General features: G+C 67.8%; 19 protein-coding genes and 1 pseudogene. 11 read left to right on the top strand and 9 right to left on the bottom strand.

Features of this window, described 5'->3' with window-relative positions; all coding sequences use genetic code 11:
* Positions 1–35 precede the first annotated feature (35 nt).
* The 3 genes from H537_RS0124830 to H537_RS0124820 all read right to left on the bottom strand — a co-directional run bounded on the left by H537_RS0124830 (position 36) and on the right by H537_RS0124820 (position 3539).
* A complete protein-coding gene (locus H537_RS0124830) occupies positions 36–881 on the bottom strand; it encodes a transporter (RefSeq protein ID WP_029000001.1) in 846 nt (281 codons plus the stop codon).
* Between the two features lie 88 nt (positions 882–969).
* Positions 970–2469, bottom strand: a complete 1500-nt coding sequence (locus tag H537_RS0124825; protein ID WP_029000000.1) for an aldehyde dehydrogenase family protein — start codon at positions 2467–2469, stop codon at positions 970–972.
* A gap of 116 nt (positions 2470–2585) precedes the next feature.
* The gene (locus tag H537_RS0124820) at positions 2586–3539 is read right to left on the bottom strand and encodes a helix-turn-helix domain-containing protein (RefSeq protein WP_028999999.1); all 954 of its coding nucleotides are present in this window, start codon (positions 3537–3539) and stop codon (positions 2586–2588) included.
* Positions 3540–3811: 272 nt separating this feature from the next.
* Here H537_RS0124820 and H537_RS0124815 point away from each other — a divergent pair, with 272 nt between their 5' ends.
* The 7 genes from H537_RS0124815 to H537_RS45385 all read left to right on the top strand — a co-directional run bounded on the left by H537_RS0124815 (position 3812) and on the right by H537_RS45385 (position 8773).
* Positions 3812–4834, top strand: coding sequence for a helix-turn-helix domain-containing protein (locus H537_RS0124815; protein ID WP_156901921.1), 1023 nt, complete (start codon positions 3812–3814; stop codon positions 4832–4834).
* Positions 4835–4944: 110 nt separating this feature from the next.
* Positions 4945–6126 carry an amine dehydrogenase large subunit gene (locus H537_RS0124810; protein WP_043459949.1) on the top strand — a complete coding sequence of 394 codons (1182 nt, stop codon included), beginning with the start codon at positions 4945–4947 and terminating at the stop codon, positions 6124–6126.
* The gene (locus tag H537_RS0124805) at positions 6126–6683 is read left to right on the top strand and encodes a MauE/DoxX family redox-associated membrane protein (RefSeq protein ID WP_043459948.1); all 558 of its coding nucleotides are present in this window, start codon (positions 6126–6128) and stop codon (positions 6681–6683) included. Before H537_RS0124810 ends, H537_RS0124805 begins: the two co-directional genes overlap by 1 nt.
* Positions 6680–7285 carry a methylamine dehydrogenase accessory protein MauD gene (gene mauD / locus H537_RS0124800; protein WP_028999995.1) on the top strand — a complete coding sequence of 202 codons (606 nt, stop codon included), beginning with the start codon at positions 6680–6682 and terminating at the stop codon, positions 7283–7285. The genes H537_RS0124805 and mauD overlap by 4 nt, the downstream gene beginning before the upstream one ends.
* On the top strand, positions 7282–7839 hold the full coding sequence (locus tag H537_RS0124795) for a methylamine dehydrogenase light chain (protein ID WP_043459947.1): 558 nt from the start codon (positions 7282–7284) through the stop codon (positions 7837–7839). The genes mauD and H537_RS0124795 overlap by 4 nt, the downstream gene beginning before the upstream one ends.
* Positions 7839–8300, top strand: a complete 462-nt coding sequence (locus tag H537_RS0124790; protein ID WP_043459946.1) for a c-type cytochrome — start codon at positions 7839–7841, stop codon at positions 8298–8300. The genes H537_RS0124795 and H537_RS0124790 overlap by 1 nt, the downstream gene beginning before the upstream one ends.
* Positions 8297–8773 (top strand): c-type cytochrome, encoded by a 477-nt coding sequence (locus H537_RS45385; protein WP_051243220.1) that lies wholly within the window; start codon positions 8297–8299, stop codon positions 8771–8773. Before H537_RS0124790 ends, H537_RS45385 begins: the two co-directional genes overlap by 4 nt.
* A 6-nt stretch (positions 8774–8779) precedes the next feature.
* Here the strand turns inward: H537_RS45385 and H537_RS0124780 are convergent, their stop codons facing one another.
* The 3 genes from H537_RS0124780 to H537_RS0124770 form a co-directional block, all read right to left on the bottom strand.
* Positions 8780–9652, bottom strand: coding sequence for a DMT family transporter (locus H537_RS0124780; protein ID WP_028999992.1), 873 nt, complete (start codon positions 9650–9652; stop codon positions 8780–8782).
* Positions 9653–9741: 89 nt separating this feature from the next.
* Positions 9742–10737 (bottom strand): plasmid replication initiator TrfA, encoded by a 996-nt coding sequence (gene trfA / locus H537_RS45380; RefSeq protein ID WP_169517088.1) that lies wholly within the window; start codon positions 10735–10737, stop codon positions 9742–9744.
* 949 nt (positions 10738–11686) lie between these two features.
* Positions 11687–12973, bottom strand: coding sequence for a RepB family plasmid replication initiator protein (locus H537_RS0124770; RefSeq protein WP_028999991.1), 1287 nt, complete (start codon positions 12971–12973; stop codon positions 11687–11689).
* A 516-nt stretch (positions 12974–13489) separates the two neighbouring features.
* On the opposite strand from H537_RS0124770, the gene H537_RS45375 reads away from it, so the two are divergent.
* From H537_RS45375 to H537_RS0124755, 3 genes are all read left to right on the top strand, one after another.
* Positions 13490–14677, top strand: coding sequence for a ParA family protein (locus H537_RS45375; RefSeq protein WP_238446785.1), 1188 nt, complete (start codon positions 13490–13492; stop codon positions 14675–14677).
* A complete protein-coding gene (locus tag H537_RS49675) occupies positions 14674–15768 on the top strand; it encodes a ParB/RepB/Spo0J family partition protein (protein WP_051243217.1) in 1095 nt (364 codons plus the stop codon). The genes H537_RS45375 and H537_RS49675 overlap by 4 nt, the downstream gene beginning before the upstream one ends.
* A 194-nt stretch (positions 15769–15962) precedes the next feature.
* Positions 15963–17054 (top strand): MFS transporter, encoded by a 1092-nt coding sequence (locus H537_RS0124755; protein ID WP_051243216.1) that lies wholly within the window; start codon positions 15963–15965, stop codon positions 17052–17054.
* Between the two features lie 984 nt (positions 17055–18038).
* Here H537_RS0124755 and H537_RS57085 read toward each other — a convergent pair.
* The 3 genes and pseudogenes from H537_RS57085 to H537_RS55095 form a co-directional block, all read right to left on the bottom strand.
* On the bottom strand, positions 18039–18434 hold the full coding sequence (locus H537_RS57085) for a PEP-CTERM sorting domain-containing protein (protein ID WP_441293985.1): 396 nt from the start codon (positions 18432–18434) through the stop codon (positions 18039–18041).
* 38 nt (positions 18435–18472) lie between these two features.
* Positions 18473–19019 (bottom strand): annotated as a pseudogene (locus H537_RS57080) (transposase); the annotation flags it as partial.
* A gap of 212 nt (positions 19020–19231) precedes the next feature.
* Positions 19232–19876: a hypothetical protein gene (locus H537_RS55095; RefSeq protein ID WP_211235086.1), complete on the bottom strand. Its 645-nt coding sequence runs from the start codon at positions 19874–19876 to the stop codon at positions 19232–19234.
* Between H537_RS55095 and tnpC the strand changes: the two genes are divergently transcribed.
* On the top strand, positions 19815–20972 hold a 1158-nt coding region (tnpC, locus tag H537_RS56870), incomplete at its 3' end, for an IS66 family transposase (RefSeq protein ID WP_441293984.1). The two genes, H537_RS55095 and tnpC, sit on opposite strands and share 62 nt — an antisense overlap.

The following is a 20972-nucleotide window of genomic DNA, read 5'->3' as shown; positions in this document are numbered from 1 at the left end:
CTCCAAGCGGGCGCCTGTTCCCCTTAAGCCAGCTTTCAGAACACGTAGGCCACGCGCGCCTGCACAGCTTCCACGGCCGCGCCGTTGCGCACCTTGACGTCCTTGGCAACCTGCAGCTGCAGCTGCAGGGCGTCGGTGACCTGGTGCTGCCAAGTCAGCATCAGGTTGGTGTCGCGCTTGCTGCCCAGCACCTCGCTGCCGTTGAGCGTCTCGCGCGCGCCGTAGGCCTGCCGCACCGTTAAGGCCAGCCGCGTGGCGTCGGAGAGGTGGTAGCTCAGGTGCGCGAAGGCACGCACCAGCGGCTTGCGCTCGATGCGCGTGGTGTCGTCGCGGGTATAGAGCTCGGTCTGGCCCAGCAGGTCCAGCGACACCTTGGGCGCCAGCGGCGTGATGTAGCCGAACTGGAGGTCGAGCGCATAGCGGTCCTCGCTGGCGAAGAAGCCTTCCTTCCGATGCGCCCCGCTGGGCAGGCTCAGGTAGCCGGCCCAGCCCAGGTGCGTCTGCGAGGCCTCGTCGCTCTTGGTCCAGTACGTGGTGCCCAGGATCACGTTGCCCACGCCCGACAGCCGCGTGTCGTCGCCGCCCACGCGCTGGCGCCCGAAGGGCAGCACCAGCTCGACGTCGGCGGGCTTGCCGCCCAGCTCGAAGTAATGCATGACGCGCAGCACGCCGATGTCGAGCTTCAGGCCCAGGTCGCCCAGCGCGCGGCGCCCGTTCTCGTACACGCGATCCGCCTTCTGGTGCTGCGCGTACAAGGCTGTCACTGTGGCGCCGGCGGGCGCGGGCACGTAGTCGCCGGGATCGGGCGCGCTGGCGGCCCGGGACTGGTTGCACAGCGCCAGCACAGCCAGCGGGACAAGGAAAAGGGCGCGGTTCTTCATACGGACCAGTTCGATTCAGCAAGGTGTGGCGAAGCCGCCCGCAAGGTCGGCAGGCGCGGGCGGCGGGGCGGTGGTGCAGCTCGGCGCTTCAGTGGTGGATGCAGACGGACTTCAGCTCGGTATAGGGTTCGAGCCAGTCCACGCCGAAGTCCCGGCCCTGGCCGGATTCCTTGAGCCCGCCGAAGGGCATGTTCGGGTCGATGAGCACGTGGCTGTTGACCCAGACCGTGCCGGCCTCGATGCGCGGCGTGTAGCGCATCGCCGCACCGAGGTCGCGCGTCCAGAGGCTGGCCGCCAGGCCGAAGCGGCTGTCGTTGGCCAGGCGCAGCGCTTCCTCGGCATCGCCCACGCGCGTGAGCGACAGCACCGGGCCGAAAACCTCCTCGCGCAGCAGCTGCATCGGCGCGCCCGGGTTCAGCACCAGCGTCGGGCGCACGTAGTAGCCGCGCTCGTCCGGGGCCGCCGCGCCTTCGAGCAGCTCGCCGCCGTGGCGTCGCGCGTCGTCCAGGTGCGCCAGCACCGACTGCTGGTGCTGCCGCGACACGAGCGGGTTGACCTGCGCCTGCGGGTCCAGGCCCGGCCCCACGCGCATGCTCTTCATCGCCTCGTGCAGGCCGCCGGCCAGCGCGTCGAACAGCGGGGCCTCCACGTACACGCGCGAGGCCGCGGCGCAGACCTGGCCACCATTGAGGAAACCGCCCAGCAGCAGGCCGTTGACGACGGCATCGACGTCCGCGTCGCGCAGCACGATGGCGGGATTCTTGCCGCCCAGCTCCAGCGTCGTGCGCGCCATGCGCTCCACCGCCGAGCGGGCGATGTGCTTGCCGGTCTGGGTCGAGCCGGTGAAGCTGATCTTGGCGATGGCGGGATGCTCGACCAGCGCGCGACCGGCCGTCGCCCCGGTGCCCGTGATGACGTTGAACACCCCGGGCGGCACGCCGGCCCCGGCCGCGATCTCGGCCAGCCGCAGCGCGGTCAGCGGCGTCACCTCCGAGGGCTTGAGCACGATGCTGCAGCCCGAGGCCAGCGCCGGCAGCACCTTCCACAGCGCAATCATGAGCGGGAAGTTCCAGGGCGCGATGCCCGCCACGACGCCGATGGGCTCGCGCCGCGTGTACGTCGTCCAGTGCTGCGGGCCGCCCGGCAGCGACACGTCGAAGGTGCGGCCCGAGAGCTTGGTCGCCAGGCCGGCGGCGTAGCGGCTCCACTCCGCCGAGGCGCCCACCTCGATCATGCGCGACAGGTGGATGGACTTGCCCTGCTCCAGCGTCTCCAGCTGCGCCAGCTCCTCGGCATGGGCCTCGATCGCATCGGCCAGGCGCAGCAGCACGCGCTCGCGGTCCGCGGGGCGCAGGTGGCGCCAGCGGCCGTCTTCGAAGGCCACGCGCGCCGAGCGGACGGCGCGGTCCACGTCCTCAGCCGTGGCATCGGGCACGCGGGCGATCACCGCGCCGGTGGCGGGATCGTGGACGTCGATGGTGGCCGTGCCGGTGCCGGCCGTCCACTCGCCGTCGATGAACAGGGCCGGGCGCCGCTGCAGGAAGTTGCGGACCGCATCGTCGATGGGGAACCGTCCGTCGTAGGCCATGGGTGTCTCCAAGTGGGGTTGTGCACTTGAAAACAACCTTATCGGCGGGCCTTTTTCAGCCTCTTGTCATTTCGTGCGCCGGCTTGTTCCAGCGTGCAGCCCCGGGAAACTACTGATCAGCCGAGGCCAAAGTGGGCGCCCTGCGCCCGGCAGGCCGAAGGCGTGCGGCCATGATGCGCATGGAAGGCGCGGCTGAAGTTGGCCGCGTCCGGGAAGCCGCACTGCCGGGCGATGCGCATCACCGGCACGGCGCTCCACGTGGCGTCGCACAGCAGCTCATGCGCGCGGTCCAGGCGACGCTGCTGGATGAAGGCCCGCGGCGTCTGACCGGCGGATTCGAACAGCGTGTACAGGCCTCGCCGCGAGATGCCGAAGGCCTGCGCCACGCGCTCCGGCGTCAGCAAGGCATCGCCCAGATGCTCCTCGATGTAGTGGCGCACCTGTTCCAGGCTGGGCCGGCCGGCCACGGCGCCGTCGTTGCCGCGCGCCTTCAGCTCGGTGGCGAGCGCCTGCTGCAGCAGGGCCAGCAGGCTGTTCTCGATCACGGCCTGGCCGGGGCCGTCCAGCGGCGTCGCGTCGTGCAGCAGGCCCGCAAGCGCGCAGCGCGCGACATGCGCCGTCCCGCCCTCGGCCAGGGGCTGCGCGGCCAGCGAGCGAACGGCCGGTGCCAGGTGCAGCGAGCGCGCCTGTGGCAGCAGCAAGGTGATGAAGCGCGAGCCGTCGCTCGATTCGATGGCGTAGTCGCGCGCGGTGTCGTAGACCGTCCAGTGACCCGGCTGCAGCACGGACTCGCGCGCCCCCTGGCGCACGCGGCTCGTGCCGGACAGTTGCCAGAACGCCTTGAAGCAGGCGCGCGCGTCGTTTTCCGCGTCCCGCTGCCGGCGCTTCACTTCCGACGCGGCGACGCGCACGTCCATCGCGTGGCTGCCGGCAAAGCGCGCCAGCAGCGCGCTGCCCTGGAACGACGCGGGCCGCTCGGCACGGCACTCCAGGTTCAGGAAGGCGGAGGAGACGAAGTCGCGCCACGGCTGAAAGCCGAAGACCTGAGGCGTCGGTTCTGGACGAAACATGCAAATCCCTTGGTCCAGGCGCAGATTGCTTAGCCTATACCAAATGAATTTGCATGAGACTAATTCCGACTGCCGTGTGGGGAACTCGCTTGTTCCTGATCAAGCGTTTTGGCGCCTGCTTTCACAGAGGAGGCATGCCCGTCCGCGCGACAGCCGCTAGGGGACTTCACGGAGGCGCGCATTCGGGGGTGCTGGCAAGCTGCGCGCCCCGACGCCGTGGCACAGCTCATGCTTCTCGGCCGCGCTTTCCGTATCAAGCCGCATCTCCTGCCATGTACACCTCTTTTTGCACCGAGATGGCAACGCAGCCGGTGAATGGAAGCCCGCAAGTGGTGCGCCAGATCCGTACCGACGACCTGGAGGAGCACACGCAGCAGCTCCTGGACTGGCAGCTTGAATACGACCAACTGGATTGCGGACGCTTCGAAGGCAGCTTCCTGGACGTCAGGCTGCCGGGCATGCAGTTGTTCGTGGAACGAACCAGCCGCTGCCTGCACCAGAGCGGCGTGCTCAGCGCCGGCTCGGTGAGCGCGGCCATGATGCTCAGCGGCCAGGGCGAGCTCGTCATCAACGGCGTGCGTCCAGGCGCCTCGGGCCTGGCGTCCGTGCACGACGGCGAGCTGCAGATGACGACGCCCGCGGACTGCAGCTTCGCGGGCGTGGTGGTGGACGAAGCGCTGCTGCAGCAGGCCTCGCAGGACCTGCTGGGCCGTCCGCTGTCGATTTGCCGGGGCCTGGTCACCGGCCTGTCCACCAGCGAGCAGCAAGTCAAACCCTTCGCGGCTGCGCTGCGTGCCGGGCTGCTGCTGGCGTCCGCCGGTGCAGGCTCGCTCGATGAGGCTGGCGCCCGGCAGGAACTGCGCGACAACGTGCTGGTGCAGATGGTCCACGTGCTGGCCGATTCGCGCGATGCCGACCAGGAAGGTCGCGCCAGCCAGCGCAAGCGGCTGGTGGACCGCGCCTGCGAGCTGATGATGGCGCGCCCGGACGAGCCGCCCTCGCTGGACGAGGTCTGCAGCACCGTGGGCGCCAGCCTGCGCAAGCTGAATTACTGCTTCCAGGACGTGCTGGGCCTGTCGCCCAACCGCTATATCCGGGCGCTGCGGCTCAACGCGGCGCGGCGCGAGCTGCGCCGCTGCGCGGACCCGGCGCTCAGCGTCTACGACGTCGCCTCGCGCTGGGGCTTCTGGCACTTCGGGCGTTTTTCCTGCGACTACAAGCGCCAATTCTGCGAGTCGCCGTCGCAGAGCCTGCGCCGCGCGCGGCTGTCCGGCGGGCAGGCGCTGAACGCCTGAGCACCGCGCGTCACGTGGCGCTCATGTTTGCAGGATTCGGATAAGGCATTTGGAGACCCCTCCCTAGGATTTCATCGTGCAGACAGGGACGTCTGCGAGATGGAGTCTCCATGGTTCATTCACTGGTGCGGTGGTCCCGCACCAACGCTTGCAAGGCAGCGATGCTGGCCTTCGCAGTGGGCGGTCTGGGCACGGCACACGGTGAGCTGCCCGTCGAGACGCTCACGATGGAGCCGCTGGCCGCGGCCGACCCCTACCGCATCTACCTGACCGACCCGGTCATGCCGCACCTGGTGGACGGCCGCGTGCACGTCATCGACGGCTCACGCATGCGCTACCTGGGCCTGACCGGCGCGGGCTTCTCGGCCTCGACCGTGCTGTCGCGCGACCGCAAGGAGCTTTACGTCGCCACCACCTACCACAGCCGGCTGCAGCGCGGCACGCGCACCGACGTGGTGGAGGTCTACAACACCGACGACCTCAGCTTCAAGCACGAGATCGAGATCCCGGCCAAGCACGCGCAGGGCCTGCAGATCAAGGCGCTGCTGCAGACCACCAGCGACAACCGCTTCCTGCTGGTGCAGAACGCCACGCCGGCCACGTCGGTGACGGTGGTGGACCTGCAGCAGCGCAAGGCCGTGGGCGAGATCGCCAACCCCGGCTGCTGGGGCGTGCTGCCCTGGCGCGCGCCCGCCACACGCTTCTCCACCGTGTGCGGCGACGGCACGCTCATGACCTTCGACCTGGATGCCACCGGCGCCAACGCCACCAGCGCGCGCAGCGCGAAGTTCTTCGACCCGGACGTGGACCCGGTGTTCATGCACTACGAGATGCTGGATGACCGGGCAACCTTCGTCTCCTACGCGGGCAAGGTGCACGGCATCGAGCTCGCCGGCACCGAGCCGCGCTTCGAGCAGCCCTGGAGCCTGCTGGACGCGGCCAGCGCCAAGCGCGGCTGGCGCCCGGGCGGCTACCAGTTCTTCGCCGTCGAGCCGCGCCGCGGCCGGCTGTTCGTCGCCATGCACGAGGGTGCGGCGGAAGGCAGCCACAAGAACCCGGCCAAGGAAGTCTGGGTGTTCGACCTGAACCGCAAGCAGCGCGTGGCGCGCATGCCGGGCCACACCGCCATCTCGATGACGGTGGCGCGCACCGAGACGCCGCGGCTGTTCCTGCTCAGCGGCGCGGACAACAGCATCGTGGCCTACGACGTTCGCGACGACAGCCGGCTCAAGAAGCCGCTGATCGTGTCCGCGCCCATGGGCGAGACGCCGGTCTACCTGGAGACGCACTGATGAGCGCCCTGCCCTCCTTCGCGCTCGATCCGGTGCTGGGCCATGCCGCGGCGGCGGCGCTGGGCGCGGTGCTGCTGCTGGGCGCGCTGCCCAAGCTGCGCGACCCGGCGCTGTTCCGCGAGGCGCTGGACAACTACCGCCTGCTGCCGCGCGTGATGCTGGCGCCGATGGCGCTGCTGCTGCCGCTGCTGGAATTGCTCGCCGGCGCGCTGCTGCTGCCCGCGGCCAGCCGCGGCGCGGGCGCCCTGCTCGCGCTGGCGCTGCTGGCGCTGGTCACCGGCGCCGTCGCCATCAACCTGCGGCGCGGCCGCGAGCGCATCGACTGCGGTTGCGGCGGCAGCGAGCACGTGCCGCTGAGCCGCGGCCTGGTGGCGCGCAATGCCGGCTTGGGCCTTTTGGCGCTGCTGGCCCTGATGCCCGCGCAGTCGCGCGCCACTGTCTGGCTGGACCTGGTGGCCACCGCCTTCGCCACCCTCTTCCTGCTCGGCCTGTACCTGGTCACGAACCAGCTGCTGAGCAACCACCCCCGACTGATCGCCCTGAGGAACGCACCGTGAACGAAGCCCTTCTGATCTCCAACATCCTGCTGTGGCTGGCCGTGCTGGCCCTGCTGGTGGCTGTGATCGCGCTGTCGCGCCAGATCGGCATCCTGTACGAGCGCGTGGCGCCGATGGGCGCGCTGATGATGGACAGCGGCCCGAAGGTGGGCGAAGCCGCCCCAGTCTTCGACCTGCCCTCGCTGGACGGCCGCAACGTGCAGCTGGGCGTGCCCGGCGCGCGCAGCACGCTGCTGTTCTTCCTGTCGCCCACCTGCCCGGTGTGCAAGAAGCTGCTGCCGATCCTCAAGTCCATCAGCGCGGCCGAGTCCCAGTGGCTGAGCCTGGTGCTGGCCTCCGACGGCGAGGCGCCGGAGCACATGGAGTTCCGCCAGCGTGTGGACCTGATGGCCTATCCGTACCTGCTGTCGGCCGAGCTGGGCATGCGCTTTCGCGTGAGCAAGCTGCCCTATGCGGTGCTGATCGACGAGAAGGGCCGCGTGCAGGCCAAGGGCCTGGTGAACTCGCGCGAGCAGCTCGACAGCCTCTTCGCCGCGCGCGACCTGGGCGTGGCCTCGGTGCAGGACTACCTGGCGCCGCGCCTGGCGAAGGAGCAAGCATGAAGTCGCTGTTCTCCTTCCTCGACGGCTTCGCAGAGCGGCGCAGCCGCCGCCTGGCGCAGCAGACCTCGCGCCGCAGCCTGCTGGTGGGCCTGAGCAAGCTGATGGTGGCCTCAGCCTTCACGCTGCCCGTGCTGCCCTTCGACCGAACCTCCCAGGCCCACGCGGCCGGCGGCCATGGCGGCGGCGGCGCAGCGCACAAGGGCGCGCCCACCGACACCGACTGCGACTACTGGCGCTACTGCTCGGTGGACGGCTTCCTGTGCTCCTGCTGCGGCGGCAGCGCCACCACCTGCCCGCCCGGCAGCACGGCGTCGAAGGTGGCCTGGGTCGGCACCTGCCGCAATCCGGCCGACGGCAAGGACTACCTGGTGAGCTACACCGACTGTTGCGGCCGCACGCCCTGCGGACGCTGCTTCTGCAACACCAACCACGGCGACCGGCCCGGCTACCGGCTGGGCGTGCACAACGACGTGAACTGGTGCATGGCCAACGACAGCTCGGTCTACCACTGCACCGTGTCCGTCATCGTCGGCGTCGCCGAAGGAGCCTCGTGATGAAAGCCCCGCATCGAGTCGCCGCGCTGCTGGCGCTGGCCGCCTGCGCCTTCCAGGCCTCGGCGCAGCAGGCGGATGCCGCTGCCGGGCGCACGGTGTTCCAGAACACCTGCGCGGCCTGCCACAACAGTGCGGGCCAGGGCACGCCGGGGCTGGCCCCGGCGCTGGCCGGCACGCTGGGCAAGCACGCGGACAGCGAGGACGGCCGGCGCTACATCAGCCAGGTGCTGCTGCAGGGCTTGAGCGGGCGCATCGTGTCGCAGGGCCAGACTTTCATGGGCGCGATGCCCTCGCAGGCCGCCCTGTCCGACGAGCAGCTGGCCGCGGTGGCGAGCTACGTGGCCAAGGAGCTCAACGGCAGCGCTGCCGCGCCCTTTACTGTCGAGGAGTTCGCCAAGGCGCGCTCGTCCAAGCCCACGCACAAGGAGCTGCGCGAGCTCCGCGAGCAGCTGCCCAAATGAGCCGGCGCACCGTTGTGTCGCGGCAGCCGGTGGGGCCGGTCGTGAAGCTGCTGGCCCTCGGCCTGGCCCTGTGGGCCGGCACGGCCGCTGCGGACACCAGGCCGGCGCGGGCGCAGCTGAACTACCTGCATCACTGCGTCGGCTGCCACGGCATCGACGGTGCGGGCGCGCCCGCCAAGGGCGTGCCCTCGATGAAGGGCACGCTGGGCCGCTTTCTCCAGGTGCCTGGCGGACGGGAGTTCATCGTCCAGGTCCCGGGCGTGATGAACACGCCGCTGTCGGACCGGGACGTGGCCGAGCTGATGAACTGGCTGCTGCCGCGCGTGAGCGAGAGCACCCTGCCGGCCGGGCTGCGGCCCTACGACGGCGAGGAGATCGCGCGGCTGCGCGGCTCGCGCCCGTCCGACGTGGGGGCGCGGCGGCAGCAGCTGATCGACTCGGGGCACGCGGCCGGCATCGCGATCGAGCCCTGAGCGCACTTACCGGCTCAGCCCCAGCGCCCCCGGCTGGCGCCCCCAGCGGTTGATGAGCAGCGAAGCCAGGATCACCGCGCCGCCGGCGGCCAGGCGCGGCAGGTCGGCGTCGCGGTTCCAGATCAGCAGGTTCACCACCAGCCCGGCGGGCACGTGCAGCTCGTTCATCACGGCCAGCGTGCCGGCATCCACGCGCGTGCTGCCCAGCACCCACCAGTACATGCCCAGCGCGGTGGCGAACAGGCCCATCCAGGCCAGCACGCCCCACTGCACGGGCGTCTGCGGCAGCTTGGCCCAATCGCCGAACAGCACGAACGACGGCAGCGCCAGCACCAGCGCGCCCAGGAAGAAGTGGCCGAAGAAGCGGTGCAGCGGCACCTCGGTGCGGTGGCGCGCCAGCAGGTGGCGGCACAGGATCTGGCCGGCGGCGAAGGTGGCGTTGGCCAGCTGCAGCAGCAAGAAGCCCAGCAGGTAGCTGCCCTCCAGCCGGTGGAAGCGGATGATGGTGCCGCCGCCCACGGCCACCGCCGCGGCCAGCAGGGCGCGGCGGTTGAAGCGGCCTTCCAGCGCATCGTCGATCAGCGTGACGTAGATCGGCGTGAGCACCGTGAACAGCAGCACCTCCGGCACCGTCAGCACGTTGAAGCTGCGGTAGAGGCACAGGTACGTGACGCCGAACTGCAGCGCGCCGGCGAGCCAGAAGCCGCCGACCAGCCGCCGCGGCAGGCCGCGCCAGACGGTGAAGGGCACGAACACGGCGGCGGCAATGGCCACGCGCATCAGCACGGCGAAATCGCTGTCCACCTTTCCGGCCAGGTACTGGCCGATCAGGCTGAAGGAAAACGCCCACAGGACGGTGACGACGATGAGATGGGGCATGGCGGGGCGCTGACGAAGGTCCGAAAAGCAAAACCCGCCACCATAGCGCGCATGGGATGGCGGGCTCAGAGCCAGTCCATGCCGGGCGTTCAGGCCGCGGGCAGCACCTTGGCGGCCTTGCCCCGGGTGCTGCGGGTGACGTGGACGATGTCGGAGCCGTCGATGGTCCAGGCGTCGAGGAAGCCCTCGGCGACGAGCTGCTGCAGCGCCACGCGCAGCGCCTTGCGGAAGTCGGTGAGCCGCGCGGCACGCGAGCCGGTGAGGCCCTTGAGCGTCTCCACCTTCAGCGGATAGGGGGCCTCGTGGGTGGAGAAGTAGCTGTGCAGGTACTTGGCCAGCGCGCTGCGCAGCCGCAGCCGCTGCTCCCACCAGACCTGCGTGTAAGCGCTGGGCCCGAAGAGCTTGATGATTTCTGGCTCCAGCCACACCGTCCACTTGGACTTGGGCTCGTCGCTGTCAGCCGACTTGCCCATGAACTTGCGCACCAGTGCGCCCTGGTAGAGGTAGAAGCCGTCGCTGCTGGTGGCATCGGAGCTGAGCCGGATGCTGGTGAACTGCAGCCGGTCGAAGCTGGCCTTGAGCCGGTTGTAGCCCTCGACACTGCGCTTCCAGCCCAGCTCCTTGAGGAAGGAGTACGCAGTGAAGCTCACGGCCTCGCCCAGGGGCTGGCAGCGTGCCAGGTGGATGAGCTGCAGGAACACGTCCTCGTCGTCCTGGCGCAGCTCCTCGCCCCGCACCGTCAGCACCCAGCCGGCCAGCGTCTGGATGGTGCGGTGCTCGCGGTAGAAGCTGCGCGGCTCGTTCTGGTTGCCGACCGTGAACAGCGAAAAGCGTGCGATGGGATTGGGCAGGCCCCGCACCCGCTCGTGCCACAACGGCAGTTGCGTCGGCTGCACGGGCAGCGGCAGGCGCGGGTTCGGCGGGGAGCTGCGGTCCTGGGGCATGGCGGTGTAGGCGTGGCCGGGCAACGGTGGGAGTCTGAAGGCGATGCGGCCTCGCCCGGCCTCGCGCTTCGTCCCCGCGCCGTCCGTGTCGCGGATGGCGGGAGCCGAAAGGCGTGCCAGGAGCGGTTCCGAAGCCAACATCCACGCTCCAGCCCGCGCCGTGCGGGCAGTGTCCCGGAGCGCTTTCACGGCCCGCAAGCGAGCTGGCTCGCCCGCTGACTCCCGATGCACGCCCTCTGACTCCCGGCGGGCGCGTGCCGTGTGCGCGGACACGCCTTCTGGCTCCCGTGCCATTCGGTCACTTGGCGCAGGCCAGCCTGCACACCCGCGGGCTCCCAGGCTCTGGAGCCCTGCCCTTCGCTAACGCCTGCTGGCTCCCGGCCGAAGCCGCCGTCCATCAAGCACGCCCTTGGACTCCCGGCCCGGAGCGCAGTGCCGTCCGGGGAGGTCGAAGCGTTCGCGCGGGACGAAGCAGGGTGCGAAGCGGCTCAGCTCATGAAATGCCAGAAGCAGGAATCTTCCCGAGCGACACGGTGCGGTACGGAAATTTGGCGCTGAGGCTCTGGCTTCCCGCTGATGCCCTGTACGGACTTCGCATGCGGGTGGGAGTCAGCGGACGAAGGCGAAGCGCCTTGCGGCTCCCGGTGGGTGTTGCTGTCTTCGGCACCGGGCTCATGCAGCCTTTCGTGAAAATCGGCCGGCCGGCCGGCCGTTTCCTGATGGCTGCCTTTTTGCGGGCCTGCCGCCACGCCGTTCGAAGTGCGGCACGCCTTCCGACTCCCGCCTCTCGGCGATTCAAGAAGGATTCAGGGAGATTCAATAAGATTCGGCCCTGTGGACAAGTGAGCCAAATGGTTGTCGTTGCTGAAACTTCTGACTCCCACCCGGGAGCCAGAAGGCGTGGCGTCGGGAGTCAGCGGGCGAGGCATCCGGGAGTCGGAAGGCGTGCCCTGCGGGAGCCAGCGGGCGTGGGGTCGCGGACACCCGAGGGCGGAAAGTGGGAGTCCGAAGGCGGGTCACCGGGAGTCGGCGGGCGCGTTGTGGACAACTCGGGACGGCCTGGGAGGGCCGCGGTGCGGCCAGCCGGCCGCTACGGCTCGCCGCGCTCGGTGAACAGCCGCTGCAGCCAGGCGAGCACTACGGGAGAGCGCCAGTCGCCGCTGTCGATGCGGCGCACCATCAGCGGCGTGGCCACGCCGCGCTCGATGACCCAGCGCCGCAGCTCGTCCAGCCAGCGGCCTTGCGCTTCCTTCGGCAGCGCCTCGAACACCGTGGCGAACTCCTGGATGCTCTGCCAGGGCGCCGCCGGCTCCCCCAGCGCGGCTGGCAGCGGCAGGCGCGGCGCATACGCCACCTCGGCGGGCGTGGCCGGCACGGCCGGGCGGCGCGGCGTCTTGTCGGCGATGCCGTGCAAGATCCACTTCAGGTGCGAGAGCCGGTCCGGCACTGGCGTGCCGCCGGACAGGTGCCGCGCCAGCAGCTCCAGGGCGTGCGCTACCGCCTCGCCGCCGAAGCGCTCCTCCAGCGCGTCGACGTCGCGCTCGGCCAGGCCCAGGCCCAGGGCCCGCGTCACCAGCGCCACGTCCACCGGCTGCTCGCTTCCCGCGGCGGCCGGACGCCGCTCACGCGGACGCACCTCGAACTGCAGGTGCACGCCGTCGGGCTCCTTGTGCTCGACCAGCGTGATCTCGATCTCGCTGATCTCGTTGATCTCGCGGATGGCCGGCACGACCAACTCGCTCTTGATCTTGCGCCACTCGCGCTGCTTGGCCTGGTCGCTACCGCGCAGCACCGGAACCCACCAGCTCCAGTGCTGGCGCGCGGTGCGGCCCGTGGTCTTGTAGCGCACGCAGATCTCGTACAGCGCCACCGCCGCGTAGGTGCCCAGCCGCGCGACCGTCTCCAGGCTGATCTGCGCCCAGCGGTCCGGATCCGTCATCTGCTGCCGTATGGCCGGCGGATACCACCAGCGCACCCAGTTGTCGCGCCCGACCTTGTAGAGCTCCACCTGCGACACCAGGGTGAATATCAGCAGGCGCTCGCCGGCCTCTCCTGGCGCCCCGTCCAGCGGCGCATCCCCCAACGAGAGCCGCCGCCAGTCGACCTTGGTCGTCATCATCTCGCCGAGGTAGCGCTTGAGCGACGCGGCCGCGTTGCTGTCGGCGCCGAGACCCCTCAGGATGGATTTCAACGGTGCGGCATAGCCCGCATCGCCCGTGTCCCCGACGCGCTGCGCCATGCGACCCATGACGTTGTAGGCCTTGCGCGCGGTTACCGTCAGCGGCCGGTTGGCCGGGACGATGGCAATGATCGCGGCAGGCTTGCGGAACACCTCCACCGCCACCTCGCGCTGGTTTGTCTGGACTGCCTTGGACATGGAGAAAAGTATATGTCCAGGCATCCGCGGACACGCTTTCCGAGCCGTCGGCGGCGGCAATGAAGTGCCACCGGGCCTCAATAGTCAAAACGCTGGACGTCTGGCTGCCAGTCCAGCGGCCCGACGCAGGTCGCACTGGCGCCCTCCAGTGAAGTTGTCCACAGCGGCAGCCCCCTTCGCGACATTGAGAAGTCAAACGGCGGGACACGCTCAGTCAAGGCGCTGGACGTTTCCAGTCAGATCCCGGGACGGAAATCATGGGAAGCCTGGACAGGGTTATTCTGTAAGTTGTTGATTTAAAAGAATAATTCCTATTTTCCACAGCACCAAAGGTATTAAAGGGGATTAAAGACGGATTAAAGAACGGCGCTTGAGAAGGTTCATTTCCGCTGTTTCGTCCAGCGTTTTACGGCTTTCGGCTCCTCAAAAAATCAGCGCTGCTCATTTTTTAGGTTCGCTTCTACAATTCATCGCAACGCAAGAACGATGCAGGAGAACACACTCTTGGAAACTACCGTGCTGAATGAAGACGATGGCATCACGCTGGAAGCCATCGACGAGCAGGCGGAGCGGGTGAAGGCGGTGGTGTCGCAGATTCGCGGCACGATGCTGGCGCCTGACTCCCGCAAGCAGCCGCCCACCTTCTCCAGCGGTGATCTGGCCGAGCTGACTGGCTGGGACAAGTCCAAGGTGCTCACTCGCATCAAGAAGGGCAACCTACCCGTGGGCACGCTCTCGCCCAGCGGCGCACGGCGCGAGTTCACGCTGGGTGAGGCCCGCCATTGGGTGCGCGTCGCCCGGGAGGGTGACCTGCGCCCGGCCGGCACAACGGCCGTGACCGTTTGCATCGGGAACTTCAAGGGCGGGGTGAGCAAGACCACCACCGCGGCCACCGTGGCGCAGGGGCTGAGCCTGGCCGGGCACCGGGTGCTGCTGATCGACTGCGACCCGCAGGGATCGCTCACCACGCTGTTCGGCATCCTGCCGGACTCGGAGGTGGAGATCGGCGACACGGTGCTGCCACTGTTCAAGGGCGAGCAGGCCGACGTGTCCTATGCCATCCGCCAGACCTACTGGGACGGGATCGACCTCGTGGCCGCGGCGCCCTTCCTGTTCGGCGCCGAGTTCACGCTGCCGGCACGGCAGATGGCCAACCCGAACTTCGAGTTCTGGAAAGTGCTGGATCTGGGGCTGGACGCGGCGCGCGAGGACTACGACTTCATCATCATCGACACCCCCCCTGCCCTCTCCTACACCACCATCAACGCGCTGATGGCCGCTGACGGCATCGTGATGCCGCTGCCGCCCAACGCCCTGGACTTCGCCAGCTCGGCGCAGTTCTGGGACCTGTTCTCCGACCTGACCAATTCCCTTATCCGCCAGCGCGGCGGCACCAAGAAGTTCAGCTTCATCGACGTGCTGCCCACCAAGGTCGAGAGCACCGACCAGACCGGGCTGATGGTCAAAAAGTGGATGGCCACGGCCTATGCTGACAAGCTGGTGCAGGTGGAGATTCCCAAGACCGCGGCGGCCAACACCTCCTCGGCCGAGTTCGGCACGGTCTACGACCGGGTGGCCAACGCCAGTGCACGCACCTTCAAGCGCGCCACTGAGGCCTACGACCGACTGGTGGACCTGATCGAGGACCAGGGCCAACTGTTCTGGACCCGGCAGCTCGACCAACTGCGTGGAGCCGCGCGATGAGCGGCGCCCGCAAGGAACGCAAGGGCGACAACATCGCCTTCGTGCTGCCGCCGGCGCGCACCGCGCGCGCTCCGGAGGAACCGGTGCCGCCCGCGGCGGCGGAACGTCAGCCTATCGTGCCGCCGGTGGTGGCGCGGCCCAAGACGGGGCCAGGGCTCACCACCATGGAAATCCTGGACAACGCCACACTGCGCCAGAAGCTCGGCGAGCTGGAGCAGGAAGTCTTGCGGCTGGCCGGCGAGCGCGGTGCGCTGCAGCTCGATGCGCGGGAGATCGCTCCCAGCCGCTGGGCCAACCGGCATGCCGACTCCTTCAAGGGCCCGGACTTTGAGGCCTTCAAGGCCGAGATCCTAGACGCCGGCGGCAACGTGCAGCCGATCTTGGTGCGGCCGCTGGAGAGCATCGGGCCCGGTGCCGCACGCTACGAAGTGGTGTTCGGCCACCGCCGCCACCGCGCATGCCTGGAGCTGGGACTGCCGGTCAACGCGGTGGTCAAGGCGCTGTCGGACCGCGACCTGTTCGGTCACATGGAGCGCGAGAACCGGCTGCGCCGCAACCTCTCGGCTTACGAACAGGGCGTGATGTACCGGAAGGCGCTGGATGAGGGCATGTTCCCGTCACTGCGGCAGCTCGCTGCATTCATCGGCCGCGCTCCCGGGGACGTCTCCAACGCGCTGCATATCGCCCAGCTGCCGCAGCCTGTGCTCGATGCCTTCCCCTCGCCGAACGACATCCAGTTCCGCTGGATCAAGAAGCTCAAGGACGCGCTGGAGCGCGACCGGGAGGCCGTGGTGGCCGCGGCGAGCGACGCGGCGGCACAGGGCCTGGCGGCGGCCAAGGTGCTCAAGCTGCTCAGCGGCGCGGGCGACGTGGAGGGTGTTAGACGGTCTAACACCCCGGCCGCCAGTACGGCGGGGGCGGACCTGTCGGCACCGGCTGAGCGCCGTATGGACCTGGGCCAGGGCCGGCAGGCCGCGATCCGCCATGACGGCGCGTGCACCGTGCTGGAAATCGACGCTGCGCTGCTGCCGCCGGAGCGCTGGAGCGCGCTGGAGAAGGCGCTGCGGCGGCTGGTGGGGCAGCGCGGCTGAGCCCGGCGCAGTCCGGCGATCGATCAGGCGGCCCCCGGGCCGCCTTCTTTTTGGCCCGCGGCGAGAATCGCTGCCCCGTAGCTTTCCGCACGCGCGGTCTCGTCTGGATGTCCTCCGCTGTACCGGCGCCCTGGCGCTTGGCCTCGCCCGTCTTGGGCTTGGTCCTCATTGCTTCCAACCTTCGGCCTTCACTCATGGGCATCGGCCCGCTGATCAGGCAGATCGAGGCCGACACGGGGCTGTCCCCGTCGGCCCTGGGCCTGCTGATCACGATGCCGGTCATCGCCTTCGGCGCGGTATCTCCGCTGGCCGCTCCCCTGGCGCGACGCTTCGGCCTGGAGCGGGTGCTGATGGTTTCGCTGTGGCTGCTGGTGCTGGGCGTCGTGCTGCGCTCCCTGCCAGGAACGGCCTGGCTGTTCGCCGGTGCGGGCCTGCTGGGGGCCGGCATTGCCTTGGGCAACGTGCTGGTACCCGCGATCATCCGGCGAGATTTCCCGGGGCGCATCGGCACCATGACCTCGGTCTTTGTCACCACGCTGGCGGGCGTGGCTGCCGTGGGCGCCGGGCTGGCGGTACCGCTGGCCGGGGCGCTGGGCTGGCGCCTGGCCCTGGCGGTCTGGGCTGTGCCCGCAGCCCTGGCCGGCCTGTGGTGGCTGATCATGCCCAGGCGTTCCGGTACCGTGCCAGCTTCGGCGCTGCCGCCTGCGCCCGCCCGCGCGCCGGTGCTGATGTGGCGCTCGCCCCTGGCCTGGCAGGTGTCGGTGTTCATGGGGCTGCAGTCACTGGCGTTCTACGTGCTGGTTGCCTGGCTGCCGAGCCTGCTGCAGGACGCCGGGCTGTCCGCCGCGACGGCTGGCACCTACGCCTTCTTCTACCAAGTGGCGTGTCTGAGCGGTAGCCTGCTGGCGCCCCTGGTGGCGGCGCGAGCGCGCACCCAGTCGTGGCATGCGGTGGCCGCGTCGGTGCTGTCGCTGGCCGGCTTCGTCGGCTTGGCCGGGCCAGCGCCTTCGCTGATCTGGATCCTGCTCGGGGGCCTGGGCTCCGGGGCCAGCCTCGCGCTCTCGCTGGCCTTCTTTAGCCTGCGCACCCACAACCCGCTGCAGACCGCGTCGCTGTCCGGCATGGCCCAGTCGGTGGGCTACAGCCTCGCGGCCCTGGGTCCCGTGGGCTTCGGCCTGCTGCACGACGCTTCGGGTGGGTGGCGGGTGCCGCTGGTGGTGCTCTGGGTGCTGGTGGGCCTGCAATGCTGGGCCGGTGCCCTGGCGGGGCGGGCGCGCACGGTCTGAGGCAACCTTGCGGCAGGCAGGCGGTCGCACTGCGTCAATCGGCGCAGTGCTGCGCGGCCCGGTGTGGGGCGCGGCTGCAGGATGGTCAGTCCACGGCAGGGCAGGGGAGCCCATGCCATGGCCGGGTGTTAGACCGTCTAACACCCGCCGTGCAGCGCTGGATTGGCGCCGTGCCGACACGCCCTCTGACTCCCGGGACGCAACCCCGCCGCCTGCGCAGACGTGGCATGCGTGCAGGTCGGCCAGGAGCCGGGCCTGGATCAATGCCATCTTCCAGGTGACGAACGGCTTGCTCGGGACTTCACACGGGACTTATGAGCTTTTCAAGCCTGTATTCCGTTGGCGCTGACCCATCGGGCGATCAGCGCTCCTGACGGCGCGGTAGCAGCCCGCAGCGTCCGTTCTTGTTTCGATGGTCCGGCATGAACGGGCTATCGGCGTTCAGACATCAGGCGGAATCCGACTCAGTTATCACACGACCCACAGTGCGGGGAGGAAGGTGCAGTGAGAAGGCCGCTGGCGATGGGCTTCTCTTCAGGCAGCGGAACCGTTCTCTACCGAACGGAAGAAGACCAGCACAAGGACTCGACCGCGGCGCACAGGCCGCCGCATTGCGTGCCAGCGCCATGGTCGCGATGCCAGCAAGCACTGCCTTCCTGCGCTGCAGGAGCAGCCATCGCACGCAAGGCTTGTCAGGATGCGAACCCATCCACTCCAACCGTGCACTGCAGACGCCGGCGGTCTTTCCAGGATGGGACAGGGAGCGGGAACGCCCCGCACGGAGTGCGCTACTCGGACCACCAGGGCTTGGTCAGGGAACGCCAACGGGCACAAATTTCTAATCGAAGATTAGTCATAATCTCCGGGCGTTTCTAGCAGTCGAAAACGCTAGGCGAAGGCCTAGGGTGGATTTTCTCAGGCCTGCCAATAACTTACCGTCTAGCTTGGAAGAACCTAACTTAGCAGGTTCCGCTCTTACAGCAGTCAACCAACGGCTTTAGTTTCCTCTCCAGATTTTGATCTGCGACGCAATAACGCGGCACCAAAGAGCCCTTCGCTGAGCAGTGCGAGAGATCCTGGCTCCGAAACGGTATTGATTTGCACCGACTGTATTCCAAACGTGTCCTCAACGGCCACGGTTGTGATCTTATCTCCACTGGAGATATAAAAATAAATGCCAGCATAGTCTTTTAATACAATGGGCACATACTCTCGATGCATACCGAGATCCGTTGAAAGACCAACAAAGTCGCTTTCTCTAGAATTAACCCATTGAGATATAATTACATCAAAACCACTTGATGTGTGCCCGCTACCATAACTATATATCTCATCAATGCCGTCCAATGAATTATGAATACTACCTGCGACGTTATTCAATTCACCCTTGAGACTAACGCCACCAACATCTATAGGACTTACGCAGCGAGCACCATCCGCACCGCCGGGCTGCGCAGCTCGGCTCTTACTTAGATAGTTGGACAGCATCTCGCGTTTGAGCTGATAGAGTGTTTTCCCGACCGGTCGCGCCTGAGCTGCCAAGCAATCCCAAACCAGCACGGCACAAGCAATATGGTTGCGCTGCATCCGGCCGCGCCGGCACTGGCATTTTTCCGCTCCAGTGAGCTGCTTGAATTCGCGATGAAACTGCTCAATCTTCCAACGCATGCCGCACGCTTCTTGTGTTGCGTCCGTGGAATCCCGAGATAGATCGTTGGTCACGATCCAATTGATGCGGTGGGTGGACACCGGCACACGAAAGAGCTTCACCCGATGCTCAGGCGGAAAACCTTTGACCTTGACGATCTTGCCTTGGTGCAGTTCAAGATCAGTCCACTGCAGACTGTCCACACGTTGATAAGGACGTCCCTCTTTGGAGTCGTCCACATAACGATTGTCCTTGAGCGGGCAGTAATAGAAGAGCTTCTTGGAAGCGATGTAGGCCATGAGAGCGCTGGGTAAATATTCGGTAGATCCACCGGCGACATGGGTACTGCGCGGCGAACTGGACGCCAGCAGACGCATTGCCTACTGTGAGTTTCATGAGTACGGCTGTTGGGCAGGCGCAGTCAGTGGCCCCCGCAGCGCAAGCATCGGCGACGCCGTTCGAGCAGGCTTCAGTGACGCTGAGCAAGCAAGAGCATGTGCAGTTGGTCATGCAGGCCAGCTCTAGGAAGTCACTGCACGAACGCGCGGTCGCGCGGATTGAGCAATATCGACAGCAGTACAGCCAGGCCCTTGAGCGGATCAAGGCGCTGGAGCGGCTGGTGCAGGAATACGAGCGGGTCAGGCTGCGCGAAGCCGAGCTGCGCGAGCAGATGATCTACAGCCTTGAGCAGGCCCGACGGCGAGAGATGAGGTTGCATGCACAACACGTATGCGAGCGTGAGCAGGCATGACAGCAAGAGGCCGCACTGCAGGAACAGTTGGCGCAGGAACAAGCCTACAGCCGAGAGCTGCGGCATCGGCTTTTCGGTCAGCGTAGCGAGAAGTCCCGTGCTCTGAACAAGGCCAGTGCGCCATCGCAGGAGCATAAGCGTCCTCGTGGGCAGCAGCCCGGCAGGCCCGGGCACGGTCGCACCCGGCTGACGCAGCTGCCGGTTGTCCAAGAGACAGCCGAGCTCGATGCAGCCGTGTGCCCGCGGTGTGGGCTCGCGCTGCAGGCATTCCCCGGCAGCGACGACTGCGACGTGGTCGAGTTCGAGGTCCGCGCTTGGCGACGCGTGGTCCACCGCCGGCGCTACCACCCGGTGTGCCAATGTGGCTGTCTGCCGGGCATCGTCGCCGCCCCCGCGCCGCCGCGTTTTGATCCCCAGGGGCAAGCTTGGCGTATCGGTATGGGTGCACCTGCTGCTGGGCAAGTACCTCCATGGCCAGCCGCTGCACCGGCTATTGCAGGACTGGGAGGATCAAGGTCTGCATCTGTCTCCCGGCACGCTCACGGATGGCCTGCATCGCCTGGCGCCAATGTTCGAGCCGCTGCAGCAAGCCTTGCTCGAGCACCTACGTGGGCAGAATCACTGGCATGCCGACGAGACGCGCTGGGAAGTATTCGTCGAGCGTGAAGGCAAGCGCGGTCACCGCTGGTATTTGTGGATGTTCCCCACGCCCACGGTGGCGTACTACACGCTCGACCCCAGCCGTTCGTCGAAGGTGCCCAAGCAGGTGCTGGCCGGGTGTGACGAAGGCATCCTCAGCGTCGACCGCTACTCAGCCTACAAGGGATACGTCAACAAGCATCCCGGCGTGCAGCTGTCATTTTGCTGGGCGCACCAGCGCCGTGATTTCCTGCGCGTTGCCAACAGCCACCCGCAGCTGGAACCGTGGGCCATGAGCTGGGTCGACCGCATCGGCGAGCTCTACAAGCTCCATGCGCGACGCCAGGAGGCGGGGCTGGCCTCGGCGGAGTTCAACGTCCGGGACCAGCAACTGCGCCAGGCGGTGCAGTCCATGTGCCAGAGCTGTGAGCAGTCGCTCGCTGAAGGCAGGCTTGCTGCACCGGTGCTCAAGGTGCTCCAGAGCCTGCACAACCACTGGCAGGGCCTCATCTTGTTTGTGGAGCAGCCATGGCTGCCGCTGGGTAGAGTAGAGATGTGGCGCGGTGGCCGTAGGTCCGGTTTGTCCATTTCCGCCCCTTTCGTCTGGCGGTGCCCGAGTAACCTCGCCATAGCTCCGTTTCCACATCCCCCTCGTCGAACCGGACGTGCGGATCTCCCGCATCCGGCTCTCTTCCGACGCATCAGGCCTTCGCTTTCGAGCGGCCGCGTTGAATCGGCAGCAGGCATATCAGTCCCAACTTCAAGTAGAGGTACTGGTCGGAGTATTGGCGGTACCCCGTTCCCTGCTTGCCGCTTCGTCTTCGCAGCCAGATCCGCAGACGCCGTGCGGTGTAGTCGTCGATGGACCGGTAAATTTCCT

It is taken from the genome of Azohydromonas australica DSM 1124, assembly GCF_000430725.1.
Lineage (GTDB): Bacteria > Pseudomonadota > Gammaproteobacteria > Burkholderiales > Burkholderiaceae_C > Azohydromonas > Azohydromonas australica.
Note: the sequence above shows the minus strand (reverse complement) of the source record. Positions and strands in the feature narration are given on the sequence as shown.